This window comes from Acidiphilium cryptum JF-5 (genome assembly GCF_000016725.1).
Classification (GTDB): Bacteria; Pseudomonadota; Alphaproteobacteria; order Acetobacterales; family Acetobacteraceae; genus Acidiphilium; species Acidiphilium multivorum.
In genome coordinates this window covers 3270598-3290476 of record NC_009484.1, presented here as the reverse complement: position 1 = coordinate 3290476, position 19879 = coordinate 3270598, and the positions used below count along the sequence as shown (strand labels likewise).

The following is a 19879-nucleotide window of genomic DNA, read 5'->3' as shown; positions in this document are numbered from 1 at the left end:
ACCAAGGAGGGGCCATGACCCGGAAGCTGGAACTCCACGTCAACGGGCGGGTGCATACGGTCGAGGCGGAGCCCGACAGCATGCTGCTCTACGCATTACGCGACAATCTCGGCCTGCACGGTCCGAAATTCGGCTGCGGGCTTTCGGAATGCGGCGCCTGCACCGTCATCCTGAACGGCAACGCCGTGCATTCCTGCGTAACACCGCTGCAGGCGGCCGTCGGCCAGAAGATCACCACGCTCGAGGGGCTGTCCTCCGACGGCAAGCCGAACAAGTTGCAGCAGGCTTTCATCGACGAACAGGCCGCGCAGTGCGGCTACTGCATCAACGGCATGATCATGACCGCGCAGGCCCTGATCGATCGCAAGCCGCACGCCACGCGCGACGAGATCAAGACCGCGCTCGAAGGCAATCTCTGCCGCTGCGGCACGCACATGCGCATCCTGCGCGCGGTCGAGCGCGTCACCACGGGTCATGCCGCCCAGGGAGGCACCCCATGAACGCCGTCAACGGCGTCGGCCGCCGCGTCTTCCTGCAGGGCAGCGGCGGGCTGTTCATCGCCTTCAGCCTGTTCGGCCGCGCCGAGGCCGCCGAGGCGCCGCAGAAGATCGGCACCGTCCATGCCCCGCCGCCGGCAGATCGCCTCTATGCCTGGCTCGCCGTGCACCCGGACAACACGGCAACATTGTTCACCGGCAAGGTCGATGTCGGCACCGGCACCGAGACCGCCCTTGCCCAGATCGCGGCCGAGGAACTCGACTTTCCGGTCGATCGGCTCGGCGTGGTGATGGGCAACACCGCGGAAACGGTCAATCAGGGCCCCAGCTATGGCAGCCGCACCATCCGCTATGCCGGCCCGCAGATCCGCCAGGCCGCCGCCGCCGGCCGCGCCGCGCTGCTCGACCTCGCCGCCCGGCATTTCGGCACGAAGGCTGACGCGCTCACGGTGAAGGACGGCGTGGTGTCGGTGAAGGGCGCGCCCGGCAAGACCGTGACCTATGGCAAGCTCGTCGACGGCAAGCGGCTCGACATGAAGATCGGCGCCAGCGGCACCTCGTTCGGCATGAAGGTGGCACCGCAGGCGAAGCCCAAGAACCCGGCGGACTATACGGTCGTCGGCCGTTCGGTTCCGCGCAAGGACATTCCGGGCAAGATCCTCGCCGACTTCACCTATATCCAGGACGTCCGGGTGCCGGGCATGCTGCATGGCCGCGTGGTGCGCCCCTATGGCGTGCATGCGAAGCTGGAAAGCGTCGACGTCTCCGCGGTGAAGGACATTCCCGGCTTCGTGCAGCTTGTCCGGCGCGACAATTTCCTCGGTGTCGTGTGCGAGACCGAGTGGGGCGCCATCCAGGCCGCGGCGAAGCTCGGCTCGGTGCTGCATCCGAAGGGCCCCGATGCCTACCCGGCGAAATGGTCCAAATGGGACGGCCTGCCGCCGATGGACCGGATCTGGGACGTGGTGCGCGATGCCCCCGGCAAGACCACGATGGTCGCCAACCGCGGCTCGGTCGACAACGCGATGGCAACCGCCGCGAAGACGCTGAAGGCCACCTACCAGACGCCGTTCCAGATGCATGGCTCGATCGGCCCCTCCTGCGCGGTGGCCGATGTGAACAAGGAACGGGCGATCTTCTGGTCCGGCACGCAGATGCCGCACGAGGCGCGGCGCGACATGGCGAAGCTGCTCGGCATGAAGCCCGACCAGATCGAACTGCGCTGGTTCGAGGCTGCCGGGGCCTATGGCCGCAACGGGCTCGAACACGCGGTGGCCGACGCGGCGCTGATGTCGCAGGCGGTGGGCCGGCCGGTCCGCGTGCAGTGGATGCGCTGGGACGAGCACGGCTGGGAGCCCAAGGGGCCGCCAATCGCGCAGGACCTCGAAGCGGCGATCGACGCCAAGGGCAACGTCACCGCCTGGCGCCACCGGATGTGGATTCCGACCTTCCTCGACACCACGCTGATCGCCGCCGAGCTGATCGGCCGCCCGGATCTCGTTGGCTCGGTCGGCCACGGCCTGCCGGCGATCACCTATGCCTACCAGTTCGAGAACGCCGAGGTCTCCTCGCATGGCGATGGCAAGGTCGCGCTGCGCACCGCGTGGCTGCGCTCGCCCGCGCAGTACGAGACGACCTTCGCGATGGAATCCTTCATCGACGAACTCGCCGCCGCCACCGGGCAGGATCCGCTGGACTTCCGCCTCAAGCACCTCAAGGATCCGCGCGCGATCGACGTGCTGAAGGCGGCGGCGAAGCAATATGGCTGGAAGCCCCGCCCCGCGCGCGGCCGATCGCCACAGGGCGGCAAGCCCGTCACCGGGCGCGGCATCGCCTGGGTGAACCGCGACGACAGCCGGGTCGCGACCATCGCCGATGTCACGGTCGATCCGCAGAGCGGGACGATCCGGGTCGAGCGCGTCGTCGTCGCGCATGATTGCGGGCTGGTGGTGAACCCCGACGGAATCCGCAACCAGGTCGAAGGCAACGTGATCCAGTCGATCAGCCGCACGCTGCACGAGGAGGTCACGTTCGACCGCTCGCACGTGACCAGCCGCGACTGGGTGGGCTACCCGATCCTGCGCTTCAGCGAGGTGCCGGACAGCATCGAGGTCGTGATCGTCAACAACGATCCGAAATACCCGATGCACGGGGCCGGCGAACCCGCCACCTGCCCGACCGCGGCGGTCATCAGCAACGCGGTCTATGACGCGGTGGGCATCCGGCTCCGCGAACTGCCGTTCCGGCCGGACCGGGTGAAGGCGGCACTCGGCCGGGCCTGACCGCCGGCGCTTCCGCGAGGGCGGCGGGGCGGCCTAGCCGCCCTCCTCCTCCTCGCGGAAGATCGCCTTCGCCATGCGGAAGGCGGAATTCGCCGCCGGCACGCCGGCATAGACGGCAACCTGCATCAGCGTCTCGGCGATTTCCTCCCGGGTCGCTCCGGTGTTGCGGGTCGCGCGCAGATGCAGCTTGAACTCCTCCTCGCGCCCGAGTGACGCGGTGATCGCCAGCACGAGCAGCGAGCGCATCGCCCGCGGCAGGCCCGGCCGGGTCCAGACCTTGCCCCAGGCGGTTTCGGTGATGAAGCGCTGGAAGTCGCGGTCGAACTCCGTCGCCCCGTCCAGCGAACGGGCGACATGGGCGGGGCCGAGCACCGCACGGCGCACGCCGAGCCCGGCCTCATACGCATCGCCGCCGCCGCGGGCGGCGAGGAAGTCGAGCATCGCGCGGGTAACGTCCGCTGACTTCTCGACGGTGGGAATATGCGCGGCATTCTCGATGACGGCGAAGCGCACATCCGGCGCCCCCGCCTCGACCAGCGCCGTCATCAGCGCCTGCGCGCTGGCCACCGGCGTCGAGACATCGCCATCGCCGACCAGCACCAGGGCCGGCACCTTGAGCCGGCGCGTCGTCGGCCCGAGATCGGCCATCGCGATCGCCATCGCGCAGCCCGCATAGCCATCGATGCTGGTGCCGCGCAGCATCGCGCGCAGGCCGCGCGCCGGCGGCGCGTCGATGAAGCCGGGCGTCACCCAGCGCGCCAGCACCCCGTCCTCGATCGCGCTGATTCCCTGCCCGCGCACGCTCGCCACCCGCTCGCGCCAGGATTCGAGCGAGGGGATCGCCATCGCGGTGTCGCAGAGCATCAGCGCCTCGGTGCGGCCGGGATGCCGCGCCGCGAATTCCTGGGCGATCATCCCGCCGATCGAGATGCCGCCGATGACCGCGGCGCCCACGCCGAGCGCGTCGAGCACCGCGGCGACATCGCCGGCGAGTTGCGCCATGGTGTAATCGCCCGGCGTCGACTCGGTCAGGCCATGGCCGCGCATGTCCGGGCGGATGACCCGGAAGCTCCGCGCGAGCGCCGCGGCCTGGTCGTCCCAGACCCGGTGGTCGGTCCCGAGCGAATGCAGCAGAACCAGCGGCGGCGATCCGTCCCGCCCGTCGATCCTGACATGAACATTGATGTCACCCGCCATCACGAACATCGCCCGCTCCTTCCCTCGCGCCGTTGCCCGGACCATAGGGCCGGCGCGCGGCTCCCGGCAACCGCGGACGGGGCTTGATCGCCGCCGCGCCACGTGATCTTGTCATCAATGTGTCACGTTACTGTCATCGCCATGACATGCAGGCGCGTTAACTGGCAGCGCCAATTCAAAAAAGGGGACTCTGCATGAAACGCCGCACCCTGATCGCCTCGGCCCCGGCCACGGCGCTGGTCGCCGCAACCGCGCGCGCCGCAGCGCCCACCCGGGTCGTGCTCTGGCACGCCATGGGTGGCGCGCTCGGCGACAAGCTGCAGTCGATCGTCGACGCCTTCAACAAGAGCCAGGCGGATTTCGCCGTCGACGCAGTCTACAAGGGCTCCTACCCGCAGGTGCTGACGGCCACCATCGCCGCCTGGCGCGCCGGCAAGGCGCCCTCGATCGCCCAGGTGTTCGATGTCGGCACCGCCGACATGCTCGGCGCCGGCCGCGCGGTGGTCGATGTCTACAAGCTCGCGGAGATGACGGGCGTGCCGATCGAGGCATCCACCTATATCCCTGCGGTGCGCGGCTACTATAGCCTCAACGATGGCAAGATGGGCGCTGCACCGTTCAACTCCTCGACCGCGCTGATGTGGATCAACGAGGACGCCTTCGAGAAGGCCGGGCTCGACCCCAAGGCCCCGCTCGCGACCTGGGACGACGTGATCAAGGCCGCCCGCGCGGTCAAGGCGAAGGGTGCCGCTGAAATCCCGGTGATGACCTCATGGCCGACCTGGGTGCATTTCGAGCAGTTCGCCGCCATCCACAATGTCGAATACGCCACGCTGAATGACGGTTTCGGCGGCCCGAACCCGAAACTGCGGCTCGACTCGCATCCCTTCGTGCGCAATCTCGACACGCTGCTGACGATGCAGAAGGAAGGCCTGTTCCACTACGAGGGCCGCGACGGCAAGCCGAGCCCGATCTTCTACGCCGGCAAGGCGGCGATCACCTTCGACAGCTCCTCGATCTACGGCCAGCTGGTGAAGAGCGCGAAGTTCCGCTTCGCCAACGCCTACCTCCCCTACCATCCCTCGATCATCAAGAGCCCGATCAACTCGATCATCGGCGGCGCCGCCTTCTGGGCGATGACCGCGCCGGGCCGTGGCAAGGCGGAATACGAGGCCGTGGCGCGCTTCTTCAAGTTCATCTCCGAACCGCAGAACGATGCCGGCTGGGCCGAGGCCACCGGCTATGTGCCGGTAACGCTGGCGGGGAACGACTACATCGCCAAACAGGGCTTTTACGCAAAGCAGCCGGGCGGCGACCTCGCGGTCAAGCAGCTCACCCGCACGGAGCCGACGAAGTATTCGCGCGGCATCCGCCTGGGCGGCATGCCGGAAGTCCGCGTGATCATCGAGGAAGAGTGGGAAAGCGCGATCCAGAACGGCACGCCGGCCCACAAGGCGCTGGCGCGCGCCCAGCAGCGCAGCCAGGCGGTGGTCGACCGCTTCGCCCGCGCCCTGCACGGCTGACCAGCCGGCGCGATGGAGAGACGCACCCTCTTCGGCGGCCGGCTGCTGCCGGCCGTCCTGGTGGCCCCGCAGCTCGCCATCACGATCCTGTTCTTCCTGCTTCCCGCCTGGCGCGCTTTCTCCGAAAGCGTCCAGGCGACGGACGCCTTCGGGCTGAACACCACCTTCGTCGGCCTCGCCAATTTCCGCGCGCTGCTGGACTCGCCGGTCTATCAGGCGGCGCTGCTGCGCACCGTCGCCTTCTGTGCCGCGGTCACCGTGCTGTCGATGGCGGGCGGCCTCGTCCTCGCCTGCTTCGCCAACCGCGGCATACGCGGCCAGTCGGTCTATCGCGTCCTGCTAATCTGGCCCTACGCGATCGCACCGGCGCTGGCCTCGGTGATCTTCGTCTTCCTGCTCCAGCCGCAGATCGGGCTGCTCTCCAACGGCCTTTCCCGGCTCGGCATCGATTTCAACTACGCCACCAACGGCAACGACGCGTTTGGCCTGATCGTGCTGATCGCCGCCTGGAAGCAGGTGAGCTACAATTTCATCTTCTACCTTGCGGGTCTGCAATCGGTGCCCGCCTCGGTGATCGAGGCGGCGACGCTCGACGGCGCGCGGGGCTTCTACCGGTTCCGCACCGTGATCTGGCCGCTGCTCGCCCCCACCACCTTCTTCCTGCTGGTGATCAACACCGTCTACGCCGCCTTCGACGCCTTCGCGCTGATCTTCGCGCTCACCGGCGGCGGCCCGGGCAGCTCGACGACGACGCTGGTGGTCAAGGTCTATCGCGACGGGGTGATCAATCTCGATCTCGGCGGCTCGGCCGCGCAATCGGTCATCCTGATGGCGCTGATCGTGGTCCTCACCACGATCCAGTTCCGCTATACCGGCAAGCGCGCGACATGAACCGCAAGCCCGACTACCTTGCCCACGCCGTGCTCATCCTCGGCGTGCTGATCTTCATCTTCCCGATCTGGGTCGCCTTTTCCGGCGCCACCCAGTCGGCCGGGGCGATCAACCGCGGCGACCTGTCGCTGATCCCGCGCCTCTCGGGCCTGCCCGTGTTCATAAATGCGCTCGGCTTCGGCAACACGGCGAAGGGCGGCGTGCCGATCTGGCACATGATGATGGTCAGCGCGCTGATGGCGCTCGGCATCGCCCTCGGCAAGATCGCGATCTCCTCGATCTCGGCCTTCGCCATCGCCTTCTTCCGCTTTCCCTTCCGCATGGTCGCCTTCTGGCTGATCTTCATCACGCTGATGCTGCCGGTCGAGGTGCGGATCATCCCGACCTATTCGGTGATGTCGGATTTCCACCTGATCAACACCTTCACCGGCCTGACCATGCCGCTGATCGCCTCGGCGACGGCGACGCTGCTGTTCCGCCAGGTCTTCCTCGCGGTGCCGGACGAGCTGGTCGAGGCGGCGAAGCTCGACGGCGCCGGGCCGATGCGCTTCTTCTTCGACATCCTGCTGCCGGTCTCCGGCGCCAATCTCGCCGCCCTGTTCGTGATCCTGTTCGTCTATGGCTGGAACCAGTATCTCTGGCCGCTGCTGGTCGCGACCAACGGGCGGCTCGACACGATCGTGCTCGGCATCGTGCAGCTGATCACCTCGGACCAGCTCACGCCCTGGAACCTCGTCATGGCGGCGACCATCCTCGCCATCGTGCCGCCGGTCTTCGTCGTGGTGGCGATGCAGCGCTGGTTCGTCGCCGGCCTCACCGAAACGGACAAGTAATGGCAACGCTGGAACTGCAGGGACTGACCAAGAGCTTCGGCCGGACGACCGTGCTGCACGGCATCGACCTGCGCCTCGCCGATGGCGAGATGCTGGTCATCGTCGGCGCCTCGGGCTGCGGCAAGTCGACCCTGCTGCGCCTCGTCGCAGGGCTGGAGGCGCCGAGCAGCGGCCGCATCCTGCTCGATGGGCGCGACATCACCGATGTCGATCCCTCCAAGCGCGACATCGCGATGGTGTTCCAGAACTACGCGCTCTATCCGCACATGAGCGTGTTCGACAACATGGCCTACGGGCTGAAGCTCAAGGGCATGGCGAAGGCCGAGATCGCCCGCCGGGTGGAGGATGCCGCCGACACGCTGGGGCTTTCGGAACTGCTCGGCCGCAAGCCGCGCGCGCTCTCCGGCGGCCAGCGCCAGCGCGTCGCCATGGGGCGCGCCATCGTGCGCGAGCCGAAGCTGTTCCTGTTCGACGAGCCGCTCTCCAATCTCGACGCCCGGCTGCGGGTGCAGGTGCGCGCCGATATCCGCAAGCTGCAGAAGCGCCTCAACGTCACCAGCCTCTACGTCACCCACGACCAGATCGAGGCGATGACGCTCGCCGACCGGCTGATCGTCATGCACCAGGGCCGCGCTGCGCAGATCGCCCCGCCGGTCGAGGTCTTCGCCCATCCGGCCGATACCTATGTCGCCGGTTTCATCGGCGAGCCGGCGATGAATTTCTGCGCCGCCCGCCTCGGGCCCGAGGGCCGCAGCGCGCGGCTCGATGCCGGGCCGGAGATCGCGCTGCCCGCCGGCTCATGGGGGCGCGAGGGCGCGGGGGTGACGATCGGCATCCGCCCGCAGCACGTGACCCTCTCCACATCGGCCGATGCCCTGCGCGTCGCGATCGACCTGTTCGAGCCGCTCGGCTCGGAGACCCTGCTGCACGGCCATCTCGGCAATGGCGAAACCTTCGCGATCCGCGTCAGCGGGCCGGCGCCCGGCGCCGCCGAACTCGGCGCCGAACTGCCCGCCGAACAGCTCCATGTTTTTGACGGCGGGTCCGGCCGGCGCCTCGCGCCCGGCTGACCGTTCAGGCTTTCGGTAGCCGCCCCATCGCGAAGAATTCCGGATTGGGCTGCATCCCGGCCATGTTGGCGAGCCGGTTCGACATCGCGAAGAACGCCGCGATCGCGCCGATATCCCAGATCTCGTCGGCGTCGAACCCCTGTTCGTAGAGTGCCGCGTGATCGTCCGGCCCGACCGTGTCCGAGGCGGTCGCGACCTTCATCGCGTAATCGATCATCGCGCGCTGGCGCGGGGTCAGCCGCGCCTTGCCCGGATTGACCGCCAGCCGGTCGGCGATTTCCGGATCCTTCGCATAGATCCGCAGGATCGCCCCGTGCGCCACCACGCAATAGAGGCAGTGATTGGCGCCCGAGGTCGCAACCACGATCATCTCGCGCTCCGCCTTGCTCAGCCCGGCTGGACGGAGCATCAGCGCGTCGTGATAGGCGAAAAAGGCGCGGAACTCGTCGGGCCGGTGCGCGAGGGCGAGGAACACGTTCGGAACGAAGCCCGCCTTTTCCTGCACGGCGAGGATCTTCTCGCGGATGTCCGCGGGAAGCGCGCCGAGGTCGGGCACCGGAAACCGGCTGATCGCGTCATGCCGCTTGTCGTTCATTGCCACAGCGCCCCTCTCCGGCCTCGTTTCGCGCCACCGCACATTCGGCGCGCGGGGTGGGAAAATCAACCTTGCCGCGGCGGCTCAGAGGCCCCGACCGGCGCGGCAGAGCTTGATGAACCCGGCGACCGCCGGGCCCTGCGGCCGGCCGGCGATCGCGGCGAGGCGCACCTCGCGGCTCAGCGGCGGCTCGGCGAGGCGGCAGGTCACCAGCGGCGAGGGCACCGCCATCCGTTCCGAAAGAAGGGCGATGCCAAGCCCCGCGGCGACGAGATCCAGCATGTGCCCGGTGCCGCCATCGCATCGGCGCAAACGGAACGCCCCGTCGCAGGCCGCGTACAGCGCTTGGGCGAAGCCGCCGCAGCGCTCGCCGTGCAGCAGCACCTCGCCGTTCAGGTCGGCGGCGGTGACGCTTGCGGCATTCGCCAGCCGGTGCTGCGGCGGCATGACCGCGACAGCCCCCTCCTCATAGAGTTTCCAGTGGTTGAAGCGTTCCGGCAGGGCGCAGTCGGCGGGCAGCACCGCGCAGTCGAGCATGTCGGAGAGCATCGATTCGACCAGCATCGCCGCGGCCGCTTCCTCGAAGCGGACCATCAGGTCGGGCATCAGCGTCGCGATCTCGCGCACCGCACCGGCGATCGCCGAGGCGCCGACGCCGGGACCGAGGCCGATCTTCAGACTCGCCATCGGCTGCCGCCGCCGCGCCTCGGCCAGCGCCGCGGCATTGTCGGCCGCGGCCAGCATCGCATCGAGATGCGGCAGCATGGCCCGGCCGAGTTCGGTCAGTTGCGTCAGGTTGCGCTCGCGATAGACGAGCGGGCCGCCCAGCTCGTCCTCCAGCCGCTGGATCGCGCGCGTCAGCGCCGGCTGGCTGACATTGCAGGCCTCGGCGGCGCGCGTGAAGTTCAGCAGCCGGCTCAGCGCGACGAAATAGCGCACTTGGGTCAGCTCCATCGCGTCTACTCCCGTTCCGGCGCGGTGAGGCGGCGCAGCGCGGAGAGGATGCGCTCGGGGGCGGCACGGCGGGTGAAGTCGACATTGACGAAGCGCCAGGCCACGCGGCCATCGGCATCGAGCAGGAACACCGCTGGTATCGGCAGGAATTCCGCGCCGTTGTCATGGCGGTCGGCAAAGTCGATCCCTGCCCGCATCAGCCGCGCCCGGTAGATCGGCGGAATCCTGAACACCACCCCGGCGGCGAGTCCCACCCCGCAATCGACGTCCGACAGCACGTCGAACATCGCGCCGTGGTTGCGCTTCGCCTCCCGCGCCCAGGGACCGATATCGGGGGTGAGGGCCATGAGCGATGCCCCCGCGGCCTCGATCTCCGGCAGGGCGCCCACCAGCGCATCAAGCATCAGCCGGCAAAACGGGCACCATTCGCCGCGAAAGAACTGCACGAGGACCGGCCCCCGCGCGAGGCGGCTGGCGAGCGAGACGAGCCGCCCCTCGGTATCCGGCAGCACGAAATCCGGAAACGTTGCCTCCTCCGGCAGAACGCTGGGCAGGAAGCCGTTGGTGCTGAGTGTGGTGAAGACTTCCTCGTAAGCGAGGCGCACCGCCTCGTCGGCGGTGCGGCGGTCGCGTTCTGCCTGGAGTTGTTCATCTAGGCCCATGGCCGGTTCGGTCTCCGTCACCTGCAGAGTGTAGCAAAGCCGCCATCCCGATCAATTCCCGGCCAGAGCCGGGACGACCGGGCGGCGGCTGCGATGCGTCGGGGCATCGTCCGATCCGACAGGATCGGGCGCGTCCTACGAGGCGGAGTGACCCATTGCGCTGTGACCCATCTTGTCGTGCCCCATCTTGTCGTGACCCATCGCGTTGTGACCCATGGCGGTGCCGTGGCCCATCGCATTGTGGCCCATGGCGGTGGTGTGGCCCATCGCGCTCTGGTGGCTCATCGTGTCATGCCCCATCGCGCTGGTGGTCTGCGCCTGGGCGACGCCGGCGACGAGGCCGAGGGCAAGGGCGGTCGTGGCGAGAATGCGGATCATGGTGGTCTCCTCTGTCTGGGGGGCGGCGCCCCGGTCTGGTTTCTCGCGGACCGGTGATCGTCGTCCGCCCCGCAAACATGACCGGCCCGGCGCAGCCGATCCAATGCCGTTTGGTCATCGTTTCGATACCTCGACCCGGGCACGGCAGCGGGCGCATCACGGCGTCATCGCAACAACAGGCGAGGAAACCGACAATGCGCCGACACCGCCCCATCCACCCCCTGCCGCTGCGCGTCATGCACTGGCTGAACGCGGTCGCCATCATCACGCTGATCGGCAGCGGCTGGGAGATCTACGATGCCTCTCCCTTCCTGCCCTTCACCTTCCCGCAATGGGCGACGATCGGGCAATGGCTGGGCGGGGCGATCGCCTGGCATCTCGCCGCGATCTGGCTGCTGATGCTCAACGGGCTCGCCTATCTCGCCTGGGGCACGGCGAGCGGCCATTTCCGCCGCAAGCTCCTGCCGGTGACGCCCCGCGCCGTGCTGCGCGACATCTGGGCCGCGCTGCGCCTGCGCCTGCCGCACGAGGTCGGCGTCTACAACGCGGTGCAGCGGCTGCTCTATCTCGGCGTCATCGCCCTCGGCATTCTCGCCGTGCTGTCGGGGTTGGCGGTCTGGAAGCCGGTGCAGCTCTGGTATCTCTCCGATCTGTTCGGCGGATTCTTCGATTCCCGCATCGTCCACTTCATCGCGATGGCCGGGATCTCCGCCTTCCTGATCGTCCACGTCCTTCTGGTTGCCCTGGTGCCGCGCGTCCTGCCCGCGATGATCACCGGCGGCCGCCTGCCCGATCCCCTCCCCAAGATGACCGAAGCCGCGGAGTAAGATCCATGAACACGCGCCTCAACCGCCGCGCCCTGCTCGGCCGCAGCCTCGCCTTCGGCGCCGCCGCCAGCCTCACCGGCTGCGACTACGACAACCTCAAACACCCCGACCTCGCCGACCGCGCGCTCACCGCGATGTCCCGCTGGAACGACGAGGTGCAGGCCGCGCTGTTCGATCCGCACACGCTGGCGCCGACCTTCCCGGCCTCCGCCATCACCCGGCCGCCGCGCTTCAACGCCTTCTACGGCATCGACCAGGCGCCCCGCGTCGATCTCGCCACCTGGCGCCTCGGCCTCACCGGCCGCATCGGCGACAAGCGGCCCTGGCGCCTCGCGGAGCTGCGCGCCCTGCCGCAGGAAAGCCAGATCACCCGCCTCGTCTGCGTCGAGGGCTGGCGGGTGGTCGGCCAGTGGGGCGGCGTGCCGCTCGGCCATTTCCTGCGGCGGGTCAATGCCGACCTGAAGGCGCGCTATGTCTCGTTCCACTGCGCCGACGGGTATTACGAGAGCATCGACATGGCCTCCGCCCTGCACCCGCAGACGATCCTGGCGCTCGACTTTCTCGGCGCGCCGCTCACCGCCCCGTTCGGCGCCCCGGTGCGGCTGCGGATTCCGACAAAGCTCGGCTACAAGAACCCGAAATCGATCGTCGCCCTCGGCGTCACCAACACCTTCCCCAGCGGCTACTGGGTGCGGCAGGGTTATAACTGGTTCGGCGGCTCCTGAGCGGCTGCGATGTGTTCGAGCACCACGCGCCGCGGTTCCTCCGGAGCCGCGGCGATCGCCTCGGCCAGCGCGCGCATCCGCCGGCGGGCGTCGTAAAGCTGGTCGAGCAGCGAGAGCACCACCGGCATCGCCTCCTCGTCCACCCGCAGATCGGCGGCGAGCTCGTGGATCAGCCGCACCCGCGCGATGTCGATGCCATGGAACAGCCAGAGTCCCTCCGCCCGCTCCGGCCGCACCCATTCCAGCGCCACCCAGCGTTCGAGATCCGCCCGGGCCAGCCCCGCCACCTCGGCGATCACGACATCGATCGTCACCCCGTCGCTCATGGCGGCACCTCCGTCTCCGTCATCCCGGCGCGCGGATCGGGCGTCTCCTCCGGCGTCCAGCCGCGCAGGAAGGTTTCCAGCGCCGGGTCAGACTTGCCAATCACAACGCGCAGCGTGGCATAGAGATCGCCCGCGGCGGCGGCGCCATGCGCCGGCACGCCGCGCCCGCGCAGCCGCAGCACCGTGCCGCTGTCCGAGCCCGCGGGAATCCGCATCCGCACCGCGCCGCCCGGCGTCGGCACCTCGACCTGCCCGCCCAGCACCGCCTCGGCCAGCGTCACCGGCAGATCGAGCCGGATATCCTGCCCTTCGCGGGTGAAGAAGCGATGCGGCGCCACGCTGACGCGGATCAGCGCATCGCCCGCAGGCCCGCCATTCCATCCCACCCCGCCCTTGCCGCGCAGGCGCAACAGTTGCCCGTCCTCGGTGCCGGGGGGAATCCGCACGTCGAGCGTGCCGCCATCGGGCAGCGACAGCCGCCGCGTGCCGCCGACAACCGCCTCGACGAAGCCGATCGTCATCGAATAATGCCGGTCCTGCCCGCGCCCCGGCCCGCCACGCCGTCCGCCGCCGCCGCCACCGAACATCGAGCCGAACATCGCCTCGAGATCGTCGGTGGTCCAGGCGCCGCCGCCGTAGCGCGCGCCCTCGCCGGTCTCGGCATAGTCGCGCCAGGTGCCGTGCCGCGCGCGTTCCTGCCCCTCGGCATCGATCTCGCCGCGGTCGAAGCGGGCGCGCTGATCGGCGTCGGACAGCAGATGATAGGCCGCCGAGACCTCCTTGAACCGCGCCTCGGCCGCCGCGTTGCCGGGGTTGAGGTCGGGATGATGGTCCTTCGCCAGCCGGCGATAGGCCCGCCTTATGTCATCCTGCCCCGCATCGCGCGCCACACCCAGAACGTCGTAAGGATCCTTCACTCTGCCTCATCCCGGAACAGCGTCGTCTGTCGCGATCAAAGCACGCCGCGGGACGGCTGTCAGCCGCCCCGCCCGGCGGGGCGCACGAGGCTCGCCTGCGGCCCGTCCCGCCCCTCGGCCACGGCGAGGCGCACATCATCGCCCACGCGCAGCCGCGCGAACCCGTTTCCGGCCACGCTGTTGCGGTGGAAATACACCTCGCGCCCGTCATCCGTCGCGATGAAGCCATAGTCGGCATCGGCGACGAACCGGACCACCTGACCATGGACCAGCGCCTCCTCATGGTGCTTCACCGCGTCGTCGAGCCGCCGCGCATGGTCCTCCAGCTTGCGTACCGCGGCATCGAACGCGTCGCGAACCGCGACATACGGATCCTCATGCGCGTGGTTCTCCGGGCTTTCCCGGTTGATCACGATATCGCCCCGCGGCACCGCGATCTCGATCCGTGCGCGGTAGAGCTTGCCCTTGTGGTGATGCCGGTGCGGCGCCTCGATGATGACATGGCAGCGCAGGATCCGCGCCTCGAACCGGCTCAGCGCCTCCGCCTTCTCGCGGATGCGCGCCTCGAGCGCGGGGGAACGGTCGATGTCCTTGAAGGTGATCTGCAGCGGCACGGTCATTGCGACTTCTCCTTGGCTCTTGCCTGTCACATGAACAGCCTAGGCCTTCATCCGCCCGCCGCATTGACCGACGTCAAGACGCGTCCGCCATTCCCAATCTTTCGTTAAGGATTTTCTGTTTCCCTGTGCGCAGTGCACAGACATCGGGAGTATGGCGTGCTTCACAAGCTTTCGATTCGTCATCAATTCGCGGCGATCGGCCTTTTCGGTATCACCATGACGATTGCCGCCCTGGTGATCAGCCTGCTCGGCGCCTATCACCTCGAACTGAACGCGAAGAAGGCGGAAGTCCGCACGCTGGTGAACAATGCCGTCGCCCTCACCGGCTCCTTCGTCCGCCTCGCCAAATACGGCGCCCTGACCGAAGACCAGGCGCAGGGCCTGGCTCTCGAGATTCTCGGCGCCGCCAGGTTCGATCACGGCAACTACTATTTTGTGGACGACAAGGACGGCACGATCATCCAGCACGCCAACAAGGCCCTGATCGGCACGAACCGCAGCAATACCAAGGATGCCTACGGCACCTACATCATCCGGCCGATGCTGAAGGCGGCACTGGCGGGCCACCCGATCTTCCACGAATACTACATTCCGAAGGCCGGCTCGAAGACGCCCGAGGCCAAGATTTCCTACATGGCCAAGGTGCCCGGGTGGAACTGGGTGATCGGCACCGGCATGTATGTCAGCGACCTGCGCACCTCGTTCTGGAGCAACGTTGCCCGTTTCGTCGGCATCTTCATACCGGTCTTCCTGCTCTTCCTGGTCGCGATGTATTTCATCCAGCGCAACATCGCCGGAATCCTGAAGGCCATGACCGGTGCGATGGCGCGGCTCTCGAAGGGCGACCTGAAGGCGGAGGTGCCCTATGTCGCGCGCGCCGATGAAATCGGCGGCATGGCCCGGGCCGTCGAGGTCTTCAAGGCGGCCGGCATCGAGAAAGCCAGGCTCGAAGCCGAGGCGGCCGCTTCACGCGCGGCGCGCGAGGCCGAGGCCGCACGAAGCGCGGCCGAGCGCGAACAAGCGGCGCAGCAACTCGCATTCGTCGTCGAATCCATCGCGACCGGCCTTGAGAATCTCGCTGCCGGGCGAATTACCTATCGCCTCAACACGTCCTTCGCCGCCGAATACGAACGCCTGCGCACCGATTTCAACGCGGCGATGGAGAGGCTTCAGGACACGATGCGGGTGATCGCCGCGAACACCTCGGCAATCCGCTCCGGCACCGGCGAAATCGCCGCCGCCGCCGACGATCTGGCGCGGCGCACCGAACACCAGGCCGCAACGATCGAGGAAACCGCCGCCACTCTCAGCGAAATCACCGAAACCGTCAGCGGCACCGCAACCCATGCCGCCCATGCGCGCGAGGCCGTCAGTGCCGCCATGGCGGATGCCGGGCGCGGAGGCGCCGTTGTCGCCCGCGCCGTGGCCGCCATGGGCGAAATCGAGACCTCCGCCGAGCAGATCGGCAACATCATCGGCGTGATCGACGAAATCGCCTTCCAGACCAATCTCCTTGCGCTGAACGCCGGCGTCGAGGCGGCCCGCGCGGGCGATGCCGGGCGCGGCTTCGCGGTCGTCGCCTCCGAGGTGCGGGCGCTGGCCCAGCGATCGGCCGATGCGGCGAAGGAAATCAAGGCGTTGATCTCGAAATCGAACCAGCAGGTCGCCGCCGGCGTCGATCAGGTCGGGCAGACCGGCAAGGCGCTGGAACGCATCGTGGCCCAGATCGCCGAGATCAACCAGGTCGTCAGCGACATCGCCAGCGGCGCGCAGGGCAATTCCGCCCGCCTGCTCCAGGTCAACGATGCCGTGAGCCAGATGGACCAGGCGACCCAGCAGAATGCCGCGATGGTCGAGGAGTCGACCGCGGCAAGCCACAACCTGGCGCGTGAGGTCAAGCAGCTCGCAGCCCTGATCCACCGCTTCGATATCGAGGAGTCTGCTCCGGCACCGGTGCGCTCTCCGGCTCCGGCCGAACGGCCGGCCGCGGCACCGCCCGCCCGGCGCATGCCGGAACCGACCATGGCCGATGAAGGCTGGGAGGAGTTCTGAGGCGAGGCCGCGCCATCACGCCTCGGCGCGCGGCGCATATCGCGCCAACGCGGCCGACCGGCGCATCACCGCGCGCGCGTCCCCCGCGTGGATGACGCCGAGAGCCTCGGCCTGCAGCAGCAGATTGCCAGAGGTCGTCGCCTCCACCGGCCCGGCCACGACCTCGAGCCCCACCGCATCGGCGATCGCCTGATTGAGCAGCGCCATGCGCGAGCCACCGCCGACGACATGCACGGTCCGGCTCCGCCGGTCCGCCACCCGGTCGACCATGCGCAGGGTGCGGGCGATCGCCTCGCCCAGGCTGTTCAGGATCACCCGCGTCGTCGCCGCCTCGCTCTCGGGCGCGCGTCGTCCGTGCGCCGCGCACCAGCGCGCGATGCGCGCCGGCATGTCCATCCCCGGCTGCAGGAACAGCGGGTCCTCGGCGTCGATCACGGTGTCGGTCGCGACCTTTTCCGCCGCCGCCAGTAGCGCCTCGATCGGCGGATCGCCCCAGCCGCGCATCGATTCCTGCAACAGGAACAATCCGCTCGTGTTGCGCAGCAGCCGCGTCGTGCCCCGCACGCCCTGCTCGTTGGTCACGTTCGCCTCCCGCGCCGCCGCGGTCAGCACCGGCGCCGTCACCTCGATGCCGGTCAGGCACCAGGTCCCGCTCGAGACGTAGCTCCAGGGCAGATCGTCCGCCGCCGGAATCGCGGCGACGGCGCTCGCGGTATCATGCGTCGCCGGGGCCACCACCACGGCGCCCTGCAGCCCGGTATCCGCCGCGATCTCCGGCAGCAACGGACCCAGGACCGTTCCGGGCTCCACCAGTTCCGGAAACATCGCGGGATCGAACCCCGCCGCGGCGATCAGCGCCGTCGCCCAGCCACGACGCACCGGATCGTAGAGCTGGGTCGTGCTAGCATTGGTATGCTCGGCGACGATCCGGCCGGTGAGCCAGAAGTTCAGCAGGTCGGGCAACATCAGCAGATGTGCCGCATGGTCGAACAGGCGGGGCGCATCCCGCCGCGCCGCGACAAGCTGCGGCAAGGTGTTGATCGGCAGGAACTGGATGCCCGTGGCGGCATAGATCGCCTCGCGCGGCAGCCGCGGCGCGATTAGGTCATAGGCCCCCGCGGTCCGCTCGTCGCGGTAGCAATGCACCATGCCGAGCGGCACCCGGTCGGCATCCAGCAGCGCGTAATCGACGCCCCAGGTCGTCACGCCGAGACTGGCGACCGCCCCCCCGCGCGCGACCTTGCGCAGTCCGTCCCGGATTTCCTGCCACAGCCGCAGCACATCCCAGTAGAGATGCCGGCCGAGGCGCACCGGCCGGTTCGGAAACCGGTGGACGATCTCGAAATCCAGGACGCCCTCCGTGACCGCGCCGCAGGCGACGCGCCCGCCGGAAGCGCCGAGATCGATCGCGACGTGGCGCGGCGCCTCAGCGGACATAGGCCGCCGGCACGCCGCCATCGACGGTCAGCACGCCGCCGGTCGTCTTCGCCGAAAGGCCGGAGGCGAAGAAGAACACGGCCTCGGCCACATCCTCCGGCAGAATGTTCACCTTCAGCGTGGTGCGCGCGCGGTAATGCGCTTCCAGCTCGTCATCGCTGATGCCATAGGTCGCGGCGCGATCCGCCCGCCAGGCGGAATTCCAGATCGAGGATCCGGCCAGCACCGCGTCCGGCAACACCGTGTTCACCCGGATCCCGGCGCCGCCGCCCTCCTCGGCGAGGCAGCGGGCCAGGTGCAGTTCCGCCGCCTTAGCCGCCGAATAGGCACCGGCATTGCGCCCGGCCGCGACCGCGTTCTTGCTGGCGACGAACACCAGCGACCCGCCGCCCGCCTGCGCGCGCAGGATGCGGAAGGCGGCGCGGGCGACGAGGAAGTAACCGGTCGCGAGAATGTCGAACTGCACCTGCCAGTCCGCGAGGCTGGTCTCCTCGATCGGCGCGCTGCGGCTGATCCCCGCGTTGTTCACCACGATATCGACGCCGCCATAGGCCAGCACCGTCTCCTCGAACGCCGTGCCGACGGCGGCCTCGTCGGTCACGTCCACGCTCGCCGCCATCGCCCGCCCCGCGCCGCGCGCCGCCACGATGGCGCCGGCGACCTGCGCGGCCCCCTCGCCATTGCGGTCGGCGATGACGACATGCGCGCCGTCGCGCGCGAGCCGCGCCGCCACCGCACGGCCGATGCCGCTCGCAGCACCGGTCACCAAGGCGACATGCCCGTCCAGCGGCTTCGGCGGCGGCTTGCGCGAAAGTTTGTAGAGCTCGAGCGGCCAGTATTCGATGGCGTAGCTTTCCGCATCGCTCAGCGTCTCGAAACCGCCGACGCTGCCGGCATGCCGCATCACCGCGATCGCCCGGCGATAGAGCTGGCGCGAGACCTCGGCAGCGCCGATATCGGCGCCCGAGGTCACCATGCCGAGGCCCGGAACCAGCACGATGCGCGGATACGGCGCCGCCATGCGGTCGCCCACCGCCGCGTGCGCCGCGAAATACGCCTTGTAGGCGTCGACGAATTCGGCGATTCCGGCCTTCGCCGCGGCCAGCAGCGACGCCGCGTCCCGCTCCGGCGTCCAGTCCAGCACCAGCGGCACCCGCTTGGTGTGGACCAGATGATCGGGGCAAGCGGCGCCGCGCATCGCAAGGTCGCGGCATGCGGCGGCGCCGACGAACTCCAGCACCTCGTCATCATCGTCGACGCGCAGCACCACCTTCCGCCCGTCGCTCAGCACGCCGGCCATCGCGCCGCGCAACGCGGGCAGCAGGGCGGCGAACAGGTCTTGCCGGCGCGCCGCCGCCGCGGCCTCAACCCGCGCCGCCCCGAACGGCGCATCCGTGGCACGGGCGGCAAGCCAGGCCTCCGCCTCCTCGATCACCGCGATCGTCTTCGCGTAGCATTCCGCCGAGGTCTCGCCCCAGGTGACCAGCCCGTGCTTGCCCATCACCACGCAGTCGAGCCCCGGATTGTCGCGCACCGCCGCGCCGATCATGCGCGAGAGCGAGAAGCCCGGCCGCACATACGGCACCCAGGCCGCGCGCGCGCCGAAGATCTCGCGCATCAGTTCCTCGCCGCGCGGCGAACAGGCGATCGAGATGATCGCGTCGGGATGGGTGTGATCGACATGCGGCGCCGGCACGAAGGCGTGCAGCAGCGTCTCGATGCTCTGCCGCGGCCGTCCGGGCTCGAACACGGTGCGTTCGAGATAGGCGGTCATCTCCTCATCCGACATCTCTTCGCGCGCGAACAGCGGGTCGATCTCGTCGAGCTTCAGCGCGGCGAAATCGGTCTCGTTTATGCTGCCGAGATCGCTGCCCGATCCCTTCACCCAGAGCACCCTTGTCTTCCGGCCGAGGTGATCGGTCTCGACCGATTTCACCGAGGTATTGCCGCCGAAGATGTTGACGATGCGGCGGTCGGCGCCGAGCAGGCGGGAGCGGTGCGCCAGCGCGGCGAGCCCCTCGCCGGCGGGCGGCGACGAGGCGGCCCAGCCTGCGCATCGTTTATCGGGCACGCGGCCCAGAACGTCCTTCATC

The 19879-nt window shown here is 68.9% G+C and carries 19 protein-coding genes; 9 read left to right on the top strand and 10 right to left on the bottom strand.

Annotated elements, in window-relative coordinates:
• Window positions 1-14: 14 nt before the first annotated feature.
• Both ACRY_RS17545 and ACRY_RS17540 read left to right on the top strand, forming a co-directional pair.
• Entirely contained in the window at window positions 15-500 is a 486-nt protein-coding gene (locus tag ACRY_RS17545; RefSeq protein WP_013641154.1) for a (2Fe-2S)-binding protein, read from the top strand.
• A complete protein-coding gene (locus ACRY_RS17540) occupies window positions 497-2779 on the top strand; it encodes a xanthine dehydrogenase family protein molybdopterin-binding subunit (RefSeq protein WP_007424002.1) in 2283 nt (760 codons plus the stop codon). The genes ACRY_RS17545 and ACRY_RS17540 overlap by 4 nt, the downstream gene beginning before the upstream one ends.
• Window positions 2780-2812: 33 nt before the next feature.
• Here the strand turns inward: ACRY_RS17540 and pcaC are convergent, their stop codons facing one another.
• Window positions 2813-3985, bottom strand: coding sequence for a 4-carboxymuconolactone decarboxylase (pcaC, locus tag ACRY_RS17535; RefSeq protein WP_012040475.1), 1173 nt, complete (start codon window positions 3983-3985; stop codon window positions 2813-2815).
• Window positions 3986-4170: 185 nt separating this feature from the next.
• Here pcaC and ACRY_RS17530 point away from each other — a divergent pair, with 185 nt between their 5' ends.
• From ACRY_RS17530 to ACRY_RS17515, 4 genes are read left to right on the top strand one after another with little or no spacing between them, the layout of a single operon-like run.
• Window positions 4171-5499 carry an extracellular solute-binding protein gene (locus ACRY_RS17530; protein ID WP_007424004.1) on the top strand — a complete coding sequence of 443 codons (1329 nt, stop codon included), beginning with the start codon at window positions 4171-4173 and terminating at the stop codon, window positions 5497-5499.
• A gap of 12 nt (window positions 5500-5511) precedes the next feature.
• The gene (locus ACRY_RS17525) at window positions 5512-6390 is read left to right on the top strand and encodes an ABC transporter permease subunit (RefSeq protein ID WP_012040474.1); all 879 of its coding nucleotides are present in this window, start codon (window positions 5512-5514) and stop codon (window positions 6388-6390) included.
• Complete coding sequence (gene ugpE / locus ACRY_RS17520; protein ID WP_012040473.1) at window positions 6387-7223, top strand: sn-glycerol-3-phosphate ABC transporter permease UgpE; 837 nt, start codon at window positions 6387-6389, stop codon at window positions 7221-7223. Before ACRY_RS17525 ends, ugpE begins: the two co-directional genes overlap by 4 nt.
• On the top strand, window positions 7223-8293 hold the full coding sequence (locus tag ACRY_RS17515) for an ABC transporter ATP-binding protein (RefSeq protein ID WP_012040472.1): 1071 nt from the start codon (window positions 7223-7225) through the stop codon (window positions 8291-8293). The genes ugpE and ACRY_RS17515 overlap by 1 nt, the downstream gene beginning before the upstream one ends.
• A 4-nt stretch (window positions 8294-8297) precedes the next feature.
• Here the strand turns inward: ACRY_RS17515 and ACRY_RS17510 are convergent, their stop codons facing one another.
• The 4 genes from ACRY_RS17510 to ACRY_RS17495 all read right to left on the bottom strand — a co-directional run bounded on the left by ACRY_RS17510 (window position 8298) and on the right by ACRY_RS17495 (window position 10882).
• Window positions 8298-8888, bottom strand: coding sequence for a peroxidase-related enzyme (locus ACRY_RS17510; protein WP_012040471.1), 591 nt, complete (start codon window positions 8886-8888; stop codon window positions 8298-8300).
• Window positions 8889-8972: 84 nt separating this feature from the next.
• Complete coding sequence (locus ACRY_RS17505; protein ID WP_007424009.1) at window positions 8973-9842, bottom strand: LysR family transcriptional regulator; 870 nt, start codon at window positions 9840-9842, stop codon at window positions 8973-8975.
• Between the two features lie 5 nt (window positions 9843-9847).
• Window positions 9848-10504, bottom strand: a complete 657-nt coding sequence (locus ACRY_RS17500) for a peroxiredoxin-like family protein (protein ID WP_012040470.1) — start codon at window positions 10502-10504, stop codon at window positions 9848-9850.
• A 135-nt stretch (window positions 10505-10639) separates the two neighbouring features.
• Window positions 10640-10882: a hypothetical protein gene (locus tag ACRY_RS17495; RefSeq protein WP_007424011.1), complete on the bottom strand. Its 243-nt coding sequence runs from the start codon at window positions 10880-10882 to the stop codon at window positions 10640-10642.
• A gap of 194 nt (window positions 10883-11076) precedes the next feature.
• On the opposite strand from ACRY_RS17495, the gene ACRY_RS17490 reads away from it, so the two are divergent.
• Together ACRY_RS17490 and ACRY_RS17485 are read left to right on the top strand one after the other, a co-directional pair.
• Window positions 11077-11709, top strand: coding sequence for a cytochrome b/b6 domain-containing protein (locus tag ACRY_RS17490; protein WP_012040469.1), 633 nt, complete (start codon window positions 11077-11079; stop codon window positions 11707-11709).
• 5 nt (window positions 11710-11714) lie between these two features.
• A complete protein-coding gene (locus tag ACRY_RS17485) occupies window positions 11715-12434 on the top strand; it encodes a molybdopterin-dependent oxidoreductase (RefSeq protein WP_012040468.1) in 720 nt (239 codons plus the stop codon).
• On the opposite strand, the gene ACRY_RS17480 is transcribed toward ACRY_RS17485, so the two are convergent.
• The 3 genes from ACRY_RS17480 to ACRY_RS17470 are packed head-to-tail and all read right to left on the bottom strand — an operon-like array spanning window position 12410 to window position 14297.
• A complete protein-coding gene (locus ACRY_RS17480; RefSeq protein WP_007424014.1) occupies window positions 12410-12760 on the bottom strand; it encodes a chaperone modulator CbpM in 351 nt (116 codons plus the stop codon). The two genes, ACRY_RS17485 and ACRY_RS17480, sit on opposite strands and share 25 nt — an antisense overlap.
• On the bottom strand, window positions 12757-13677 hold the full coding sequence (locus ACRY_RS17475) for a DnaJ C-terminal domain-containing protein (RefSeq protein ID WP_012040467.1): 921 nt from the start codon (window positions 13675-13677) through the stop codon (window positions 12757-12759). The genes ACRY_RS17480 and ACRY_RS17475 overlap by 4 nt, the downstream gene beginning before the upstream one ends.
• A gap of 59 nt (window positions 13678-13736) precedes the next feature.
• Window positions 13737-14297, bottom strand: a complete 561-nt coding sequence (locus ACRY_RS17470) for an HPF/RaiA family ribosome-associated protein (RefSeq protein WP_012040466.1) — start codon at window positions 14295-14297, stop codon at window positions 13737-13739.
• A gap of 156 nt (window positions 14298-14453) precedes the next feature.
• On the opposite strand from ACRY_RS17470, the gene ACRY_RS17465 reads away from it, so the two are divergent.
• Window positions 14454-16349, top strand: a complete 1896-nt coding sequence (locus tag ACRY_RS17465) for a methyl-accepting chemotaxis protein (protein ID WP_012040465.1) — start codon at window positions 14454-14456, stop codon at window positions 16347-16349.
• Window positions 16350-16364: 15 nt separating this feature from the next.
• Here the strand turns inward: ACRY_RS17465 and ACRY_RS17460 are convergent, their stop codons facing one another.
• Together ACRY_RS17460 and ACRY_RS17455 are read right to left on the bottom strand one after the other, a co-directional pair.
• On the bottom strand, window positions 16365-17786 hold the full coding sequence (locus tag ACRY_RS17460; protein WP_012040464.1) for a rhamnulokinase: 1422 nt from the start codon (window positions 17784-17786) through the stop codon (window positions 16365-16367).
• Entirely contained in the window at window positions 17776-19878 is a 2103-nt protein-coding gene (locus tag ACRY_RS17455; protein ID WP_012040463.1) for a bifunctional rhamnulose-1-phosphate aldolase/short-chain dehydrogenase, read from the bottom strand. The genes ACRY_RS17460 and ACRY_RS17455 overlap by 11 nt, the downstream gene beginning before the upstream one ends.
• Window position 19879 lies beyond the last annotated feature (1 nt).

Coding starts and splice junctions, on each gene's coding strand:
- ACRY_RS17545 (WP_013641154.1), top strand. CDS start 15: ATGACCCGGAAGCTGGAACTCCACGTCAACGGGCGGGTGCATACGGTC.
- ACRY_RS17540 (WP_007424002.1), top strand. CDS start 497: ATGAACGCCGTCAACGGCGTCGGCCGCCGCGTCTTCCTGCAGGGCAGC.
- pcaC (WP_012040475.1), bottom strand. CDS start 3,985: ATGTTCGTGATGGCGGGTGACATCAATGTTCATGTCAGGATCGACGGG.
- ACRY_RS17530 (WP_007424004.1), top strand. CDS start 4,171: ATGAAACGCCGCACCCTGATCGCCTCGGCCCCGGCCACGGCGCTGGTC.
- ACRY_RS17525 (WP_012040474.1), top strand. CDS start 5,512: ATGGAGAGACGCACCCTCTTCGGCGGCCGGCTGCTGCCGGCCGTCCTG.
- ugpE (WP_012040473.1), top strand. CDS start 6,387: ATGAACCGCAAGCCCGACTACCTTGCCCACGCCGTGCTCATCCTCGGC.
- ACRY_RS17515 (WP_012040472.1), top strand. CDS start 7,223: ATGGCAACGCTGGAACTGCAGGGACTGACCAAGAGCTTCGGCCGGACG.
- ACRY_RS17510 (WP_012040471.1), bottom strand. CDS start 8,888: ATGAACGACAAGCGGCATGACGCGATCAGCCGGTTTCCGGTGCCCGAC.
- ACRY_RS17505 (WP_007424009.1), bottom strand. CDS start 9,842: ATGGAGCTGACCCAAGTGCGCTATTTCGTCGCGCTGAGCCGGCTGCTG.
- ACRY_RS17500 (WP_012040470.1), bottom strand. CDS start 10,504: ATGGGCCTAGATGAACAACTCCAGGCAGAACGCGACCGCCGCACCGCC.
- ACRY_RS17495 (WP_007424011.1), bottom strand. CDS start 10,882: ATGATCCGCATTCTCGCCACGACCGCCCTTGCCCTCGGCCTCGTCGCC.
- ACRY_RS17490 (WP_012040469.1), top strand. CDS start 11,077: ATGCGCCGACACCGCCCCATCCACCCCCTGCCGCTGCGCGTCATGCAC.
- ACRY_RS17485 (WP_012040468.1), top strand. CDS start 11,715: ATGAACACGCGCCTCAACCGCCGCGCCCTGCTCGGCCGCAGCCTCGCC.
- ACRY_RS17480 (WP_007424014.1), bottom strand. CDS start 12,760: ATGAGCGACGGGGTGACGATCGATGTCGTGATCGCCGAGGTGGCGGGG.
- ACRY_RS17470 (WP_012040466.1), bottom strand. CDS start 14,297: ATGACCGTGCCGCTGCAGATCACCTTCAAGGACATCGACCGTTCCCCC.
- ACRY_RS17460 (WP_012040464.1), bottom strand. CDS start 17,786: ATGTCCGCTGAGGCGCCGCGCCACGTCGCGATCGATCTCGGCGCTTCC.
- ACRY_RS17455 (WP_012040463.1), bottom strand. CDS start 19,878: ATGAAGGACGTTCTGGGCCGCGTGCCCGATAAACGATGCGCAGGCTGG.